At 43.6% G+C, this 17,097-nt stretch carries 16 protein-coding genes; 14 read left to right on the forward strand and 2 right to left on the reverse strand.

The genetic code is table 11. The features are described 5' to 3' along the window. Positions 1-24 precede the first annotated feature (24 nt). The 13 genes from BBC0178_RS02720 (at position 25) to fliQ (ending at position 12,903) form a co-directional block, all read left to right on the forward strand. Complete coding sequence (locus tag BBC0178_RS02720) at positions 25-780, forward strand: hypothetical protein (protein ID WP_149867408.1); 756 nt, start codon at positions 25-27, stop codon at positions 778-780. Beyond that, positions 777-2,210 carry a MotB family protein gene (locus BBC0178_RS02725; RefSeq protein ID WP_078039123.1) on the forward strand — a complete coding sequence of 478 codons (1,434 nt, stop codon included), beginning with the start codon at positions 777-779 and terminating at the stop codon, positions 2,208-2,210. Before BBC0178_RS02720 ends, BBC0178_RS02725 begins: the two co-directional genes overlap by 4 nt. Beyond that, positions 2,207-3,499: a hypothetical protein gene (locus BBC0178_RS02730; protein ID WP_078039124.1), complete on the forward strand. Its 1,293-nt coding sequence runs from the start codon at positions 2,207-2,209 to the stop codon at positions 3,497-3,499. Before BBC0178_RS02725 ends, BBC0178_RS02730 begins: the two co-directional genes overlap by 4 nt. 113 nt (positions 3,500-3,612) lie before the next feature. Continuing rightward, on the forward strand, positions 3,613-5,382 hold the full coding sequence (locus tag BBC0178_RS02735) for a flagellar hook-length control protein FliK (RefSeq protein WP_188317761.1): 1,770 nt from the start codon (positions 3,613-3,615) through the stop codon (positions 5,380-5,382). Beyond that, positions 5,333-5,908 (forward strand): transglycosylase SLT domain-containing protein, encoded by a 576-nt coding sequence (locus tag BBC0178_RS02740; protein ID WP_078039126.1) that lies wholly within the window; start codon positions 5,333-5,335, stop codon positions 5,906-5,908. The genes BBC0178_RS02735 and BBC0178_RS02740 overlap by 50 nt, the downstream gene beginning before the upstream one ends. A 277-nt stretch (positions 5,909-6,185) precedes the next feature. Continuing rightward, positions 6,186-6,869: a response regulator transcription factor gene (locus tag BBC0178_RS02745; protein ID WP_077970533.1), complete on the forward strand. Its 684-nt coding sequence runs from the start codon at positions 6,186-6,188 to the stop codon at positions 6,867-6,869. A 383-nt stretch (positions 6,870-7,252) separates the two neighbouring features. Then, the gene (locus BBC0178_RS02750; protein ID WP_078039127.1) at positions 7,253-8,581 is read left to right on the forward strand and encodes a flagellar hook protein FlgE; all 1,329 of its coding nucleotides are present in this window, start codon (positions 7,253-7,255) and stop codon (positions 8,579-8,581) included. Positions 8,582-8,640: 59 nt separating this feature from the next. Then, positions 8,641-9,996 (forward strand): flagellar hook-associated protein FlgK, encoded by a 1,356-nt coding sequence (gene flgK / locus BBC0178_RS02755; protein WP_078039128.1) that lies wholly within the window; start codon positions 8,641-8,643, stop codon positions 9,994-9,996. A 7-nt stretch (positions 9,997-10,003) separates the two neighbouring features. Next, on the forward strand, positions 10,004-11,095 hold the full coding sequence (locus tag BBC0178_RS02760) for a flagellar hook-associated family protein (protein WP_077970538.1): 1,092 nt from the start codon (positions 10,004-10,006) through the stop codon (positions 11,093-11,095). A gap of 50 nt (positions 11,096-11,145) precedes the next feature. Next, positions 11,146-11,520, forward strand: a complete 375-nt coding sequence (gene flaF, locus BBC0178_RS02765; protein ID WP_077970539.1) for a flagellar biosynthesis regulator FlaF — start codon at positions 11,146-11,148, stop codon at positions 11,518-11,520. Further along, positions 11,507-11,941, forward strand: coding sequence for a flagellar biosynthesis repressor FlbT (gene flbT / locus BBC0178_RS02770; protein ID WP_417852113.1), 435 nt, complete (start codon positions 11,507-11,509; stop codon positions 11,939-11,941). The genes flaF and flbT overlap by 14 nt, the downstream gene beginning before the upstream one ends. A gap of 16 nt (positions 11,942-11,957) precedes the next feature. Then, positions 11,958-12,614, forward strand: a complete 657-nt coding sequence (gene flgD / locus BBC0178_RS02775; protein ID WP_257787876.1) for a flagellar hook assembly protein FlgD — start codon at positions 11,958-11,960, stop codon at positions 12,612-12,614. A 22-nt stretch (positions 12,615-12,636) separates the two neighbouring features. Next, positions 12,637-12,903 carry a flagellar biosynthesis protein FliQ gene (fliQ, locus tag BBC0178_RS02780; protein WP_078039129.1) on the forward strand — a complete coding sequence of 89 codons (267 nt, stop codon included), beginning with the start codon at positions 12,637-12,639 and terminating at the stop codon, positions 12,901-12,903. Between the two features lie 1,017 nt (positions 12,904-13,920). Here fliQ and BBC0178_RS02785 read toward each other — a convergent pair. Further along, positions 13,921-14,649, reverse strand: a complete 729-nt coding sequence (locus tag BBC0178_RS02785) for a hypothetical protein (protein WP_078039130.1) — start codon at positions 14,647-14,649, stop codon at positions 13,921-13,923. A gap of 414 nt (positions 14,650-15,063) precedes the next feature. Continuing rightward, on the reverse strand, positions 15,064-15,948 hold the full coding sequence (gene purU / locus BBC0178_RS02790; RefSeq protein WP_078040319.1) for a formyltetrahydrofolate deformylase: 885 nt from the start codon (positions 15,946-15,948) through the stop codon (positions 15,064-15,066). A 278-nt stretch (positions 15,949-16,226) separates the two neighbouring features. Here purU and BBC0178_RS02795 point away from each other — a divergent pair, with 278 nt between their 5' ends. Continuing rightward, entirely contained in the window at positions 16,227-16,901 is a 675-nt protein-coding gene (locus BBC0178_RS02795) for a hypothetical protein (protein ID WP_078039131.1), read from the forward strand. The last annotated feature ends 196 nt before the right edge of the window (positions 16,902-17,097 follow it).

The following is a 17,097-nucleotide window of genomic DNA, read 5'->3' on the forward strand; positions in this document are numbered from 1 at the left end:
AAAAAGATACTCTGGTGAAAGACGATGAGTGTAATGGATAACAGCGATACAAAAATGGAAAATAAGAAAGCGACTACGCTTTCCCATTTTTTGAGCGACTTTGCACCACGCCAAATTCCTGACACCGAAGTTGAAGTTTTACCAATGGATGCGGAGGTTCCGTTTCACGAGGAAGCAACGGTTGAAGAAGCCGATCCGATGGTCGATTTCCATCAGGCGGAAAGCAAGCCGGAAGATGATTTTGACGAAGCATCTCTGGTAGCTCAAACCAAAGTCAATGCGGAAGAACTCAGGCAACAAGCAATTGACGAAGCTGTAGAGAAAACCAAGACCGAGCTTGAAACCCGATTTGCTCGGGAAAAAGACGCACTCATACAAGAACATGAAAAGGCTATGAGTGAACTTAAAGACAAGACAATAGCGGAAGTTGCCGCCAATCTTGATGAAAATTTAAAGAACGGCCTTGATAAAATAGTTGAAGATATCAGTAAAGATGTCGCAAAAATTCTGGCAGTCTTTATTGGCGAAAAAATGCATGACGATGCTCTTGCCGATTTTGCCAAACGCATTGCCCGGGAAGCTTTGTCGGCGAAACAGCCACTTGTCATTGAAGGTAACAGCGACCTGTTGAAGGCTTTGGAAAAGCGTCCTGATTTTAATAAGACGAAATTTGTTTTAAAGCCGACAGACTCTTCCGATATCCGGCTCGAGCTTGGAGATCAGGTTATTGCGACGCGTCTTGAACCGGTCATGAAAGAATTGAAGGGGCTGGTACAATGAACTCCGACGAGCCCGAAGAACACAATGAAATTATTATAGTCCGTCGCGGTGGACAGGGCGAGGGCGAGCACCATGGCGGCGCCTGGGAAGTTGCCTATGCCGATTTTATGACATCGATGATGGCATTCTTTCTGGTTATGTGGCTGATCAATGCTGCAAATGAAGAAACCAAAGCAGCCGTCGCGAGCTATTTCAATCCTATCAAACTGGTTGACCGTCGTACCAATCCGAAAGGCATTCAGGACAATGATGCGGTGGGCGACAATGACCAGAAATCGGGCAATGAAGCCCACGGCGAACCCGGTGCCAAGGAAAGCAGTGACGACCAATCCAGTGCCGACCAGCAAAAAATGATGAGCGAGCCTTATGAAGAGCTCGACAAGATAGCACAAAAATCGGCAGCAGAAGGCTCTCAAGGGGATGGGGCAGGTGGAAATGCCGAAGGCGGCTCACAAAAAGGAGCAAGCGAAGGAACAGCTTATCGCGATCCATTTTCACCGGATTACTGGACCAAAAATGCTTCGCATGAAATAGCCGAGACCGATGGAGGTCCAAGTCAGAACTCGGGTGGGCGTGATCCAAATCAGCCGAGCCAGCCTGGAGTTGCAATACCGCAACAAGCGGCTAGCGAACCCACTGTTCCCGGAAATGAAGGTAAGCCGGTACAGGCTGCTCAGGAAACCCAGCAAACACCGAAAGATCAGTCTTCCAATGAGAACAAGCCTGAAAATGCTGAAAATGCCGAAGCTCAAAAGAACGGTCAGCAACAGACGGAGACAAATAAAAATGAGCAGACAGGGGAAACAAGCGGCGATTCGGCGCAGGTAGCCGAACCGCAAGTCAATTTCAGCAAGGCCGAAACACCGCAAGACGCTGCCAAGGATAAATCATTGCCGCAGGTTGTTCGTGAAATTTCGGGCGAGTTGAGCAAACTGATCAAGGATACGAAAAGTACGCAACAACCGATGGTTCGGGTTGTCTCGGTCAAGGATGGCGTCGCTATTGAATTGATGGATCAGGCGCATTACGGAATGTTTTCTGTCGGTTCTGCGAAACCGGATAAGAAAGTGGTCGATCTTTTGGCCGGCGTTGCAAAAATTCTGCAAGATAAAAAAGGCGATGTTATTATTGCAGGCCATACAGATTCCCGCCCTTATAGAAATGCCACTTATGACAACTGGCAGTTATCAAGTTCGCGTGCCCAAATGGCTTATTACATGCTGGTGCGTGGCGGGCTTGATGAAAAACGTATTCTCCGCGTTGAGGGCTACGCAGATCGTCAATTGAAAAACAAAGCTGATCCTTATGCGGCAGAAAACCGGCGCATAGAAATATTCATGCGCTTGCCACAAAGTGGAACGGAAGGGAAAGGCGGCGAAGCCAATACGGATAAGGCAGATGACGCAACTAAAGTGGAGAAGAAACAATGACAAATCGTTTCTTTAAAATGATATGTCTTGCCGGTGTGGTATTGCCACTCCTGACATCGACTCCGCTACAAGCCCAGCTTGCCGAATCTTCTTTGGGACCGGTTCAACTTATCCGCTCTCTGGAAAGCCTGCAGGATGACATTGCCAGCGGACAGCCCGGTGCGTTGCAAATGCAGCCGCGTGTTCTTGCCGATATCGGACAAAAATTTTTAAAAGAGGATCCATCGACCTGGGAAAATGCGCAAAATATTTTTGCAGCATTGACCTATCTATTTAATGGTGGAAACCCCGATGTCGTAGAAACTATTCTCAAGAATGCACCGGACGGGATTATTCCGAAGAATTATATTGATGGTGCCCGTGCCTATGCCCACCACAAAAAAAATAGATTTCTAAAAGCTTTTGACGATTTGCCGGAAGATGATTCAGAAATTCCTGCGGCATTGTTACTTTCCATTACTTTAAGCACTGTTGCCGATATGGCCGAGGCGAGTCCGGAAAAAGCATCCGAACGTCTCAACTGGGTAAGATTGGCAGCACCCGGTTCATTGTTTGAAGAAGCAGCGATAAGGCGCCAGATCAAAGTTGCTTCCATGACCGGAGATATCAAGCTTTTACGGCTTCTTACCAGAAATTATGTTACACGTTTCTCAAGATCTCCCTATGCAAATGAATTCTGGCGTGATTTTGCGACAACTTTACCTTCGCTGGATAATCGTCTTGATGATCAACAATTAACCGAGTTTGTTAATTTTGCTCCTAAAACAATCCAGTTGGTTATCTATTTGAAGATTAGCCGTACCGCTTTGATAGATGCGCGTATGGCACGCGCCCATTTCGGAGCTGAAAAGGCAATTGATATTGCCCACAGCCTGAATGTCTCGGACGCGTCGGCGCGTCTTTATTATGCAGCAAGTTCGGTAGGTTCGACAGCGGCAGAAGATGCCGGAGCAATGTTGAAAACAATTTCCGTGAACGAATTGCCGGAAAAAGACCGGCCATTGCTGATGGCTGCACAGGCTGTAGCAAAAGGTGTTGTTCTTGATACAAGTATTTTGCCAAAGCAAACTGATAATGATGAAGAAGATGACGATCAATCGGCACTGAAAGAAGCGGTGGGCGTGCCTGTTGATCAGGTCGGTACGAAAACAAATGAGCCTTTACCGACGCCAACAAATACCACTTCGGGGAAAAAAGACGAACAAAAGATTTCAGGCGAAATTGATCAATTTATGCAGCAGACACAAAAGAAAATAGATGATGTAGACAAATTATTGGAGAAAAAATGATGGTAATATCGGGGGAATTTACGAGCATTAATACAAACTTCAATCAAATCAGGACTGATAATAAAAAGTCCCAGCAAATCCCACAGTCGTCACACGACAGCTTCGGTGACGTCTTGAATAAGGCTGGAGACAATAACAAGTCCGGCTCTTCAAGAGAAGCAGACCGCCAATCGGCAAAGTCAAATTCGGACAAAGCCTTTGCGGATAAGTCTGCAAATGACAAGATTTTAAACGACAAGGCTGCAAACAATAAGATTGCAAACGACAAGCTCGGCTCTTCAAGAGAAGCAGACCGCCAATCGGCCAAGTCAAATTCGGATAAAGCCTTTGCGGATAAGGCTGCGAACGACAAGATTATAAACGACAAGATTGCAAGCGACAAGGCTGCTGTTGACAAAGCTCTAAACAATAAAACGCATTCTGACCAATCTGCGCAAACGAACGCTTCTGACAAAAATAAAGTCCGTGATGAAAGTGACAAGAATAAGGAAAATGCCAAGCCCTCGGTTCCTGATGGTCATGACGAGTTGAATGATCAGTCGGCTTCATCTGTTCATGACATTCTCGAACAGTTGGATACACATAAAAATTTGGCATCGAACGAAAAAAATGGTGCCAAACCCGGTTCGACAGAAGGGGCAGACGACAATCTGGCTTTGACAGTCGGGACAGACTCCCCGAATAAACCGCATTCGCTCAAGCCGAAGGATGGAAAAACAGTCGATGCCGACGGTGAGGAAGATGGTAACGAAAATAATGTCAAAGTGGCATTCGGCCCGTTGCCGACATTGAACCATTCTACCGTCAATCCGGATAATAGTGTCAAAAACGGTGACTCTTTGAATGGTGATAAAAACAATGACGGCAAGCATCAGATAGATGTCAATATCGGGATTGCAGGTTCTTCTGATAAGGCTGGCGATGCTGCTTCGAAAAATACTCGCGACGCTTCGGCTCCGGCTTTAGAGACGAACGAAACTGTTAAAGCCAATGCCGCATTAGAGACCGGTGTCCTTGCAACTGCGGGAACCGGTAAAGTAGCTGGCGCACATAATGGAAATGCCGAACCTTCTGATAACAATAACGTTTCGGTGGCAGATGATGATTTTGTGGGCAAATCCGGTCTTACGTTGGAAGATGAAAACGCACCACTTGGCGACAAGAATGCCAACGACTTCAAAACCGCTGATGACAAGTCCGGTAATACTATATCGGGCCGCAAACAAAGTAACGCCAAACGCACGCAAGACATTGCAAGCCAGCTATCCAATAATTCGCAACAATTAAATTTCGACGACGCGGCAGATAAAATGCAGGCCGGTCAAACATTGAATATCGGAGATAAAATTGCAACCAACACTGCGAGGGCCGAAAACCAGAATGTACTCGGCCGTATTGCCGGCGTTGAAGTCACCGAAAACAAACAGGTCGGGGATATGCGTGTATTGCGCATACAGTTGAATCCTGAAAATCTTGGTATGGTCGAAGCAAGGTTGCGCAAAACAAATGATGGTCTCCAGATTGAAATTCATGCCGAACGTCAGGAAACGGCACGCCTCCTTGCAGCCGATAATCATGCTCTGCATAAAGCTCTGGAAAAGTCGGGGGTCAGTGATAATGGCCAGCTGTCAATCATGATTGTTGATAAAAGTTCACAAACTGTCCAGCAAGGACAATCAGCCAATTCCGGCCAATCCAACTCTCAGGATAATAGTGGTCAGAATTTTAATGGTCAGCGGCAGTCTGCAGGTCAGCAAGGTCAAGGTGGACATAATGCTTCAAGGCAAACATTTAGCGAGTTTCCTTTCACTGACACGCCTTTGCAGGAAGAAGATGTACGTGTCGAAAATACTCGTCGCGATCCTCGCCGTCTGGTGGTCTAGTCTGACAGTTGTTTTCGAGGCTTCTGCAGGCAATGCCTGTGAAGGAGAAATGATTGAAGCATCCAAACGTTACGATATTCCGCTCGGTATATTGTATGCCGTTGGATTGACTGAAACAGGCAACAAAGACTCACTCCAGCCTTATGCGCTCAATATTGATGGAAAAGCAGTATTTGCACAAAGTGAGTCGCAGGCTCTGAAGATTTTTTACGAGGCAAAACGTCGCGGAGCGAAACTCATTGACGTTGGTTGCATGCAAATTAACCACTATTATCACGGAGAGCGTTTTCCATCTGTGGCGGCAATGTTCCAGCCACATCTCAACGTAGATTATGCCGCGCGTTTCCTTAAAGAACTGAAGGAACGGGAAGGTAGCTGGACCATGGCAGTGGCACGTTACCATGCCGGCCCGAATAATAATCCGGCACAAAAACGATATGTCTGTCAGGTCATCGCCAATATGATCGCTTCCGGGTTCGGTAAATGGACGCAAGCTTCGCGCCAGTTTTGTCGTGGAGAACTGTAGGTGACGTTTTAATAAGCATGGTTAAATTTTATAGTTAACGTGCTGGCATGTGACTAACTGTTTGAAAATCAATGATTTTCATACGAAAAATGACGGTTTGAAATAAGAATTTATTAAAAAAATCGTCTATTTTTGGGAAAGTATGGCGGATTCTTGGCAGAAAAAGTTAAAAACAACTTGTAATTTCTGCCGCGAAAGATATCTTAAAGAAAAGTCCTCATTAAGGATAAGTTCTTGAGTTTTAGGACTTAGTGAGGAAGTTCATAGGAATAGGAACATGATAATAGTTGTAGACGAACGCAAGCTGGTGACTGATGGTTATTCTGCCTTGTTCGCACGGGAAGGGATCTCGGCAACAGGTTTATCATCTGCCGATTTTGATGATTGGGTAGAAACCGCCCCTAAATCGGAAATGTCAGCAGTCGAAGCGATTCTTCTTGGTGATTGCAAAGATCGCATCGAGCTGCCAAAGAAAATTCGCGCTCATTGTGATGCTCCTGTATTGGCCGTCACAGAAACCAATTCGCTTGAACAGACACTGGCACTGTTTCAGGCCGGAATTGACGATGTATTGCGCAAACCTATTCATGTTCGTGAAATATTGGCTCGTGTTGCAGCAATACGCCGTCGCATGGGTGGCGAAATCCGCCAATCGGATGCTGCCGTTGTTCTTGGGCCGATCAGCGTGTTCAATGACGGTCGTGACCCGAAAATCAATGGTGTCGATTTTGTTCTTCCCCGTCGCGAACGTCGCATTCTTGAATATCTTGTAGCCAATCATGGCCGTCGTGTTAACAAAACACAGATTTTCAATGCGATATATGGCGTGTTTGATGCTGAAGTAGAAGAAAATGTCGTTGAAAGTCACATCAGCAAATTGCGTAAAAAACTGAAAGCCAAACTTGGAACCGATGTTATTGATTCAAAACGGTTCCTCGGTTATAGCTTGAATATTGATTAATCATTTCGTAACTCCATACGATTTCTTGAAGCCTGCATTTTTTGCAGGCTTTTTTTTATCTTTTGAAAACAGCTTTTTTTGAAAAATACCGGATTTATCTTCATTATAGAAAGGGCTCTGATCATAGTTTTTCTTGGGGTATGTTACCTTGATCAAAGCTCAATAGGGAAAGTTTCGCAGCCAATCATACCGACATATATTCGTTATTTTTACTTTGGCCTTGAAAGCTAAGTCCGTAAATATGTTTTGGAAAAAACAGTTTTGAATGCTGTCAACTGTCTTCTTGGGTGACCATTTTTCCTTCGTAAACTGTGACAACGCCAGCTTCGCACAAGGAAGCGCCTCTATGGTGCAACTATGGTTCTCAACTTAAGGAGATAACAATGGGTATTTACGGTATGATGCGTACCGGCGTTGCAGGAATGAACGCACAGGCAAACAGACTTACAGGCGTTGCAGATAACGTCGCTAACGTTAGTACGGCAGGTTACAAGCGGACGGATACCCAGTTTTCCGATCTGGTTATGCCATCAACGCGTAACGCTTATCAGTCCGGTGGTGTCACGACAACGGTTCGCCATGATATTTCAATGCAGGGTGCAGGGCGTGGAACGGGAAAGCCAGGCGATATTATGCTTGAAGGCAACGGCTTTTTCCGTGTGCAAGATGAAGCCGGAACCGAATATCTGACCCGTGCCGGTTCTTTCCAGAGAAACGGTCAAGGTTATCTACAAAATGCAGCAGGATTTTATCTGCTGGATGAAACCGGCAAACGCGTCATAATTAAAGGTGGCGCGGGTGAATTGATGCAAGGTAAAGTGACCGAAAATATCGATTTAACAGCAAATCTTCAATCGGATAAAAAAGCAATTAACCGTACAGGCACGCCGCCGGTGAACTTTGATCCGAATGACGAAAAATCCTATCATTTTAAAAAATCTAAGACGGTTTATGACGAACAGGGAACAGCCGTTGATGTAGATTTTTATTTTACAAAAACAGCAGATAACACATGGGAAATGTGGACCTATGTTGGCGATAACCCCTTGACGTCCCAAGATAGGACTGATCCGAATAATCCGATTAATGTTGCTAATCCTGTAACATTTTCTTTCGATAACAAAGGCAATTTGACCGGTATGAAGGATAAAGATAACAATCCAATTACACTTGATCACAAATTGACTATTTTAGTACCGAACGTGAATAAACAAGTTAACGCTGATGGGACGACAACTACAACGACTTTTCCTGTAGCCATCGATCTCTATAATCCCGATAAAGACGGGAAAACGAGTTTAACGCAGATTGGTGCCAACTTCACATTCGATGCGGAATCTGACGGTTATGCACCAGGGACCTATAAAGGCTTCAGTTTTGGTACTAACGGCGAAATACAGGTCAGCTATAGTAACAGTCAGGTAAGAACAATCGGTACCGTTGGTCTTTCCACAGTGACAGCGCCTGATTCGCTTATTCCTCTTACCGGAACAGTGTTCCAGGCCGTACCGGAAGCCGGTGGTCAGACATTCGGACATCCGGGTGAAGGTACATTCGGCGTTTTAAGAAGCGGTATGTTGGAAGAGTCAAATGCCGATATCGGTGATGAATTGACAGACATGATCGAAGCACAGCGCAATTATACTGCGAACTCGAAAGTGTTCCAGACGGGTTCGGAAGTAATGGATGTTATTGTCAATTTGAAACGATAGGACTAACCTTACTTGAAACCGGCTCGACTGCCGATTACATGAGATAAAAGAAGGCTAAAATGACACTAGGTACAGCACTTTCTACAGCAAGAAATTCACTCAAGACATCGTCTGGACAGATGAGTGTTGTATCCCAGAATATTGGTAGTGCGCGTGACACAAACTATACTCATCGCACTACCCATGTCCTATCTGGCGCCAATGGCATGGTGAGTTCCAAGCTTATTCGGGATGACAATCCCGAACTTCTTGGAAACTACCTTCTCAAGTCGAGTCAATCGGCAGCGGCTGCGGCTATAAATGACGGTGCAACACAGCTCTCGAACATCTATGGTACAAACGACTTTGAAAATTCTCCGTCGCGTTTGCTTGATGATTTTAAAAAAGCTTTGCAGTTCTACGCCAATAATCCAAGTCAAAGAACAGCCGGTGACGCTGCCATTGACAAGGCAAAAGATCTTGCCAACAGTTTGAATGCCGGTTCCAAGGCAATTGATAAATTACGCACCGATACCGATAGTGAAATCAAGGATTCTGTCGATCACATCAATGATCTTTTAAAGCAATTTCAGCAAGTCGAGAAAGAAATTGTCAATGAAAAAGGGTCGGGGCGCGATGGCTATGCCTATATGGATCAACGCGATGCAATTCTTAAGGAACTGTCTCAGGAAATTGGTATAACCACTGTTACTCATCCCGACGGGACAATGTCGATCTACGGGATGGATGACAGCACGCTTTATGACAAGGTACCGCGTCAGGTTTCATATTCTCCAAGCGCACCATTAGTGGCAGGAAAAGCGGGTAACCCTGTCCTTGTTGATGGCGTTCCTCTTTCGCATGATGCTTTCAATTCTCCTAATGGGTCTGGCAAGCTTGGTGGTTTGTTGAAGGTTCGTGATGATATAGCGCCGCAATATCAAAAACAACTTGATGAAATAGCAAATGCACTGACCGATATTTTTAAAGGACCTCCCGCTCTATTCGAGGGTGGTGACGAAACTAACGTTACCGGAACGGCGGGTAGAATTAGTGTTAATCCGGAATTTGATAGCAATACGGTTGACGGTGGTCCGGAAAAGCTCGGTAAAGATCTTCAGAAACTGGTCGACAATCTCGATAAGCCGCGTAATTTCGCTAATGATACAGGGCTTGATAATACTCAAAGCATCGCGTCTTACACCAAGCAATCTTTGTCATGGATGGAAGGCGTACGCAAGTCCGCAACTTCGGATAACGAATATAAAAGCACAATGTTCAGCCGTGCGGGCGAAGCTTTGTCTAATGAAACCGGTGTAAATACTGATGATGAAATGGCTCTAATGCTTCAATTAGAGCAGACTTATTCAGCAACTGCGCGTATAATAACGACAGTCGGCAAAATGTTGGATGACTTGATGAGTGCGGTAAGATAGGTGTGAAATGAAAATTAACCCGATTTCTACTTATGTATTGAATAATTCACAACGCTCGATTGTCTCGCAAGCGCAGTCAGAACTTGATGAAGCAAGCTATGAGGCCGCAACACAACGGATCAGGGATCCCGGCTTGAAACTTGGTCGTCAGACGGGTCGTTTTGTTGAAAATGAAAATCAGATTTCAACATTGCAAGGATTGAGAGATAGCAACAATTTGGCAGCGCAACGTATGGCTTCGGCACAAACGGCACTGCAAAGTCTGGTGGAAGCAAGCAGCAAGGATAAACCCGGTGGTAGCCTTATACAGTTTAATAAAGCGCTGATGGGCGACAATGTTGCTGCAACTCCGGCGACTATGCAATCTGCTGCACAAACAGCACTCGACTCCTTTGTCTCGGCAATGAATACGAGCTATAATGGTGAATATGTCTTTGGCGGCACCAATACCAGTCAGCCACCGTTCGATTATTATAGAGCGGGGAGTAATACCGGCACAAGTAAAATTGTGCAGGATACGTTCAGAGATTATTTCGGCTTTAATGTGGATGACCCTCAGGTGGCCAATATTTCTGCCGATGACATGAAATCTTTCATTGATGGACCATTCAGTAAACTTTTTGATGATCCGAGTTGGGGTACAAATTTTTCACGTGCCAAAGATGGCGAAGTCGCAAGACGCATTTCGCCCAGCGGTGAAAATGCTGATATTTCGGCAAGCGCCAATGATGCGGGCTTCCGTCAGGCCATGAAAAATATGATTCTTGTGGCCGAGTTCGGTAATATCGGGTTATCTTCGAACGCTCAGGGGGCAATTGCTGATCGCGCACGGGCTTCTTCGGACAACAAATCGACGGGTAGTGCTATTAACGAGATTATTACGTCGGCGTCCAATCTTGGTAATTCGCAAAGTCGCGTCACCAATGCCACTAATCATATTAATGCACAGCTCAGTATTTTGAACCAGACACGCAATGACATGATTGGTGCTGATCCAACCGAAGCAAGTGCAAAGATGATCCAGCTTCAGAACGTATTACAAATTTCATACACTATGACAGCTCGTATCAGTAAGATGACATTGGCCAATTATATTTAAATTAATCCTTTTGGGTTAAATAATACGGATATGATATCTGGGGAATTTTGATGTATCAGATGCGGTACGAAGATGTAATGGAAGACGATCAGATGGGCGCTCGCGAACGCGAGAGTATTTTGTTCGATCGTTGTATAAAAATGCTGCGGGCTGCCCAGAAGGCCGGGCCAAGCACACGAGAGACATATGAAGCGGTAGCATTCACACGTAAATTATGGATTATTTTAATTGAAGACTTGGGGCTGGCGGAAAATGCACTGCCGACAGAACTGAAGGCATCTCTGATTTCTATCGGTTTCTTTATTTTGAAAGAAATCCAGAGATTGGAGAATGGGGAAACAGCAGACTTTGATGCTTTGGTGGAAATCTCTGAATCCATCAGAGACGGTCTTGCTACAAATCCGGAGAAAAGTGAAAATGACTGATAAGACGATGCATATAACATTACGGCCAAATGAAAAGTTTTACCTGAACGGCGCTGTGTTACGCCCCGATCGGAAGGTAACTTTAGAGCTCTTGAATGATGCGACCTTTCTTCTTGAAGCTCATGTAATGCAAGCGGAAGATACAAACACACCATTAAAGCAGCTTTATTTCACTGCACAGGTTATGCTGATCGATCCCGATACAGCCGACAAGACAGTAATGATTTTCATTGAAATGCTTGGCAAAATGCTCCGCACTTACGATGATCCGATCATTCTGGAAGGTCTACGCAAATGCATTGATTTGACCGAACAAGATAAGATTTTTGACGTTTTGAAAGTCATCCGCGGATTGTTCGATAGAGAAGCAACCATAATGGGCAAAAAGCCTGCGGTTGAAAAGGAACAAAAAACCGCCTGATGTTAGGAGAAAGTTCATGACCATAAGTGCTGTAGACAACAATACATCAAGCCTTATGAAATATACTCCGGCAACCAATGCGGCTGCCGGAAAGTCCGCTGCAGCAACATCCAACTTCGCTTCGGAAACGCAAGCTGCATCCGACAAGGATAATACGTCGAAGACAAATACAAATGCTTCGGCAAATACAAATAGTTCGACAACATCAACAACGCCTTCAACTTCTGGTACGAGTAGTACACCCTCTTCCAATAATACCACTGGAAGCACCAGCACAACTACCAAGACGCCGAATGCAGATTATAATACTTTTATCAAGTTGCTTATTGCCCAGATGAAAAATCAGGATCCGACCAAACCAATGGATTCGACCGAATTTGTTTCACAATTGGCAAGTTTTTCGGCTGTCGAGCAGCAACAGCAGACAAATACCAAACTTGATTCAATGGCACAGTCGCTCAAGAACATTATGGTTGATGGGCCAATTTCCCGTGCTGAAGGTTATGTCGGCAAATATCTCTCGTTTACTGACGAAAAAGGGGTTGTTACTTCCGGTACTGTCCAGTCGGTTACAATTTATAGCGATGGTTTGATCGCAAAACTTGATAATGGAAAAGACTTGCTTATCGGGCCGGGTGTTACAGTCATGAATAGTCAACCGAAACAAGCTTGAGTTTTGTTGCGGGAGCTTGAGAATGAATGAAGCCGATGCCGTCGATATGGTAACTGCTGCGATTTGGACCGTTTTGGTAGCAAGCGGTCCGGCCGTTGGCGCTGCTATGGCAATAGGCATTATCATCGCTCTTTTTCAAGCTCTTACCCAGATACAGGAAATGACATTGACATTTATACCTAAAATAGTTGTCATTTTCGTTGTTCTCGCATTGACCGCTTCTTTTGTCGGCGGGCAAATCTATTCTTTCACGCAATTGATTTACGGGCGAATTGAATCGAGCTTTTAAGTAGAAATGGCCCGGCATTGATAGCGAGAAAAAGCTTTTGGTGCCCTGTCATTAGCCTCGTCAAAAACCGCATAGAAAAGTAAAATTAAATAAACGCATCACTTATTGTGTTTTCCGCTCATCAGCGCTTTCGGCTGGCATTTTTGCATGCTTAAACCGGAATGCGATAACGCTTTCGTTTCATAAATTATATTCACGCGCTGCCAAAGGCTACTGCTTAACTTGAACAAGAAAAGCGCGAATTGATGAGCCGTAAATTCAAACTTGGTAAAAGTTGTATTCGGTGGTGTGCATAGGGGAAGAGGAGAACGTGGGGGAGGTGGAACAAATCCTCTCTTCGGGCTATTAAAATACGCTGCTTTCCGTTCATTAGTTATTTTTATGTGCTGCCAAAGGCCAATGTCAGGCTTGAACAAGAAAAGCGCGAATTAATGAACCGTAAAATCGAACTTGGTAAAAGCTATTTTTAGTGGTGTGGCGAAAGGTAAAAGAGAACGTAGAGGAGGTGAAATGAATCTTCTCTTCGAGCTATTAAAGCGCAATGGAATAGCCTTCAGCCTTTTCTATCCCGAATGACTAGACTGAAACGTTTTTGCGTTTATTTTCCAGTCGATCAAAACCCGTTCTTCAATCAGATTTCATTTTGTTTACAGAAGCAAACTTTGCCACTTAGGATGAATTAGTTGTTTGAGGATTTTTTCATGGCATATTTAACAGCCGAAAGTTTTTGCTCCTGAATGCAATCTCATCAATGGAAGCGAGTGGGTAACCAGCAAAACGGCATATGCATCGCTTTAACAGCAATCCGGAAGAATATTTTTCATCTCTATCTCGAAGACTATGAATGGCGCTTGAATAGCGGGCAAACTGACAACCACAAAAAACACTGTTTGCAGGGGAAAATGATTATCTTTCACCCCTTTATCCATATCTGCCTCAAAACAAAAAATGGAAATAACCATAGAGGGCTATTTCCACATTCATTCGATTAATTTAACAACACTTCAATCAGGAAGATCAGATATCTTCCTTCTCGTTGTTGGCTGCCAAGACATTTGTGTCGCGTTGTATATTTTCCCGCGAGCCAATATTGGCATCTCCCGCCGGCATAGTTGCACCCTTCTCCGTCTTTATGGACGAAGTTTCATGATGTGTCTTGACAGCTTTGGCGGCATTAACTTTTTTACCAGTATCTTTGCCGTCAGAAGGCAAGGGCGGCAAATCGGAATTTGTCTTTGTTGCTGTCTTCAGACTGGTCTTGGTTATATTGTCGCTATTGACAGAAACTGAACTGCGACCATCGACCCCATCAGCATTTTCAGCATCAGAAGAACTATCCGACAAAGTACTTTTATCAGTAATATTGTCTGAAACTTTCAATGTTTCATTGTTAATTCCGTTGACTTTCTCATGCGGATCCAAGCCATTATTATTATCCGCTTTTCCATCAACAGTATTATCAGATCGTCCTTGGACTGCTTCAAAAAGCTTTTCCATTTCAGCGCGCGCTTCATCAAGATTTTTTTGATGAAAAGCTTCTTCGGAAGCAGTCTGTTGTTCTTTTATAAGCTCGGTAATGTGAGCCATTATTTCTGCGACGCTTGCAGATATCGGATAATGTGGCCTCGGTTCTACGATAGGTATTTGTTCGACAACCGAGTCGGTCCGAGCCGTCTGGTTAGAAGGCGTCGCTACTCGCACTGTCGTCAACGAACGGGCGCCAGATGTAGCATCAACCGGTTGCATAATTACTCTCCAAAACTCTTAACAAGCCCCAATCTTCATGATTTTCCTTGTTATGTTTCGAGCTCCTCATAAGCCTTAATGGCATAGTATTCTATTTATCCGGAAAATGCAACAATTCTCGTTATTTTTTGATTTATCAAACAAAATATAAAGAAAGAGATAAACCTTTAAAAAAGTTTTGTTACGCTTTTTTGTTAGAACAGATTTGCTGTTAACAATGTTCTTTTCATTCTGGAGCTTAAAAATTTTATTTAAAAACCGGATATGGAAATATAAAACATCTTTTTAATCAGATAATTATGAAAATATATTATTTTTAAAAATCAACGTAGAATTGGAAATTACGCTTAAAAAGTATTTTTTTAAATTGTATAAGTAAATAGTTTAATCAAGCAATTTTATTGAAAAAATTGATCACCCCATTCGTTCAGAAGCATAACTTCCCGGTGTCGCCGGAAAGACGACGGTCCGGTTGTCGTTGATAAAAACACGATGATGAATGTGGGCATGGATAGCACGTGCGAGAACCTGAGCTTCAACATCGCGTCCCAGAGCAACATAATCGTCAGCATTTTGAGCATGTGTCACGCGCACAATATCCTGCTCTATAATTGGTCCTTCATCAAGATCGGCAGTTACGTAATGGGCTGTTGCTCCGATAATCTTTACGCCACGCTGGAAAGCCTGCTTGTAAGGATTTGCGCCTTTGAAGCTGGGCAAAAAGGAATGATGAATATTGATAATTTGTCCCGGCATTTCTTTACAAAGCCGATCCGACAGGATTTGCATATAGCGCGCCAAGACAACAAGTTCGGTTCCCGTCTCGGAGATAATTTCGAATAATCTATCTTCGGATTCTTGTTTGCGGTCTTTGTGGACAGGGATGTGGTAAAATGGTAGATCGTTATTAACGACCAATTTTTGATAATCCAAATGGTTGGAGACGACCCCGACGATATTGATTGGCAAAGCACCAATCCGCCAGCGATAGAGTAAATCGTTGAGACAATGACCGAATTTCGACACCATAACGAGAACCTTCATGTGATCTCGTGTATCAAAAAAATTGGCTTTCATAGAAAATTCTTGGGCAATTGGCCGAAATGCATCTTCAAGATCATGAATAGCTTTACCGCCTTCACTGTCAAAGCCGATACGACAGAAAAATTTTTTAGAAATGGGGTCGTCGAATTGTGAGCTATTCACAATATTGCACGTATTTTTTGCCAAAAACGTGGAAATTGCAGCAATAATTCCTCTTTTTGCGGGGCATATGACGGTCAAAACGAAACTAGACATGGTCATTCAGAAAACTGTCCTATCGGTCAAATTGCGGTTATTCATTTTGCTTGCCTATTGATATAAAGTCCGCTCAAAGGCCTGTTTAAGCAAATATTATGAATATAAAGTTATTTTCTCTTCTTGAAAACGAGGTTTAATATTCTTTTCTGAAAAATTCCGATTTACCCATATTCCACTTTATAAACATAGCAATTTTCCGCATCCGGTTATAAAATGAAAAGGATTTTGTGAAGAAACAAAATCGGGTTCATTAACTCTATTTGGCATGATTTAAATTGTTATCGAATAAAAAACCGGGGTGGTTTGTAGCTATTGTCGGGCCGAGTGGTGCCGGAAAAGACACAATTATAAACGCTGTTCATCATGCTCTCAAAAATAATCCGGAATTTCTCTTTGTTCGCCGTACGATTACGCGAAAGGCTGGCGTAAACAGCTTTAACGATCATGCTGAGACATCGCGAAATATTGGAAAGGAAGATAATATTGGAAATGAAGATAATATAGGCGTTTCGCTCGAAAAGTTTTTAGAACTTTCTGAAAAAGCTTCATTTTCCTTGCAATGGTTTGCCCATGGTATCCATTATGGTTTACCGATGGGGATTGTTGACGAGGTTCATAAAGGGAAAATCGTCATTGCCAATGTCTCACGAGCAGAGCTCGAGCACGCAAAAGAACTGTTTGGAAAGGTTTATGTAATTGAAATCAATGCACCAATTGGAATTTTGAAGGAACGTCTCTTAGGTCGTAAAAGAGAAAAAATAACCGATATTGAGGAACGTCTTAAAAGAGCAAATATTCCTATCCATTTGCCTGAAGGAGCAAAATATTGTTATATTGATAACTCGGGAAATGTAAATTCTGCTGTCGATAAAATGTTATCTATTCTTCAATCATTATCATCAGAAAATCAGCCTTTACCCGATCATCAAATATCCCGAGAAATGAAATAACTTCAAAACTCTTTCTATAAAAATCTATAAAATAAAACAGGAAGTTTATTAAAACCAAAGCGGTTGAAAAGTTAAAAAGCAGTGTGGCATTCAGCGCTTGATAGAAATGCCGCCCCCAAGAAACAGCGGGTCAAATAATATTCTTGTATGACCAGCAAGGAAACAACCGAACATGTCTGTCGGGATTGCACTGTCA

This window comes from Ditibartonella apihabitans, from assembly GCF_002007485.1.
In the GTDB taxonomy this organism is placed as follows: Bacteria; Pseudomonadota; Alphaproteobacteria; order Rhizobiales; family Rhizobiaceae; genus Bartonella; species Bartonella apihabitans.

What these genes read in the sequence shown, in the direction of transcription:
- BBC0178_RS02740 (WP_078039126.1), top strand. Translation starts at nt 5,333, where the DNA reads ATGTACGTGTCGAAAATACTCGTCGCGATCCTCGCCGTCTGGTGGTCT.
- BBC0178_RS02745 (WP_077970533.1), top strand. Translation starts at nt 6,186, where the DNA reads ATGATAATAGTTGTAGACGAACGCAAGCTGGTGACTGATGGTTATTCT.
- BBC0178_RS02730 (WP_078039124.1), top strand. Translation starts at nt 2,207, where the DNA reads ATGACAAATCGTTTCTTTAAAATGATATGTCTTGCCGGTGTGGTATTG.
- flgK (WP_078039128.1), top strand. Translation starts at nt 8,641, where the DNA reads ATGACACTAGGTACAGCACTTTCTACAGCAAGAAATTCACTCAAGACA.
- BBC0178_RS02785 (WP_078039130.1), bottom strand. Translation starts at nt 14,649, where the DNA reads ATGCAACCGGTTGATGCTACATCTGGCGCCCGTTCGTTGACGACAGTG.
- flgD (WP_257787876.1), top strand. Translation starts at nt 11,958, where the DNA reads ATGACCATAAGTGCTGTAGACAACAATACATCAAGCCTTATGAAATAT.
- BBC0178_RS02760 (WP_077970538.1), top strand. Translation starts at nt 10,004, where the DNA reads ATGAAAATTAACCCGATTTCTACTTATGTATTGAATAATTCACAACGC.
- BBC0178_RS02720 (WP_149867408.1), top strand. Translation starts at nt 25, where the DNA reads ATGAGTGTAATGGATAACAGCGATACAAAAATGGAAAATAAGAAAGCG.
- flaF (WP_077970539.1), top strand. Translation starts at nt 11,146, where the DNA reads ATGTATCAGATGCGGTACGAAGATGTAATGGAAGACGATCAGATGGGC.
- BBC0178_RS02750 (WP_078039127.1), top strand. Translation starts at nt 7,253, where the DNA reads ATGGGTATTTACGGTATGATGCGTACCGGCGTTGCAGGAATGAACGCA.
- purU (WP_078040319.1), bottom strand. Translation starts at nt 15,948, where the DNA reads ATGTCTAGTTTCGTTTTGACCGTCATATGCCCCGCAAAAAGAGGAATT.
- fliQ (WP_078039129.1), top strand. Translation starts at nt 12,637, where the DNA reads ATGAATGAAGCCGATGCCGTCGATATGGTAACTGCTGCGATTTGGACC.
- BBC0178_RS02725 (WP_078039123.1), top strand. Translation starts at nt 777, where the DNA reads ATGAACTCCGACGAGCCCGAAGAACACAATGAAATTATTATAGTCCGT.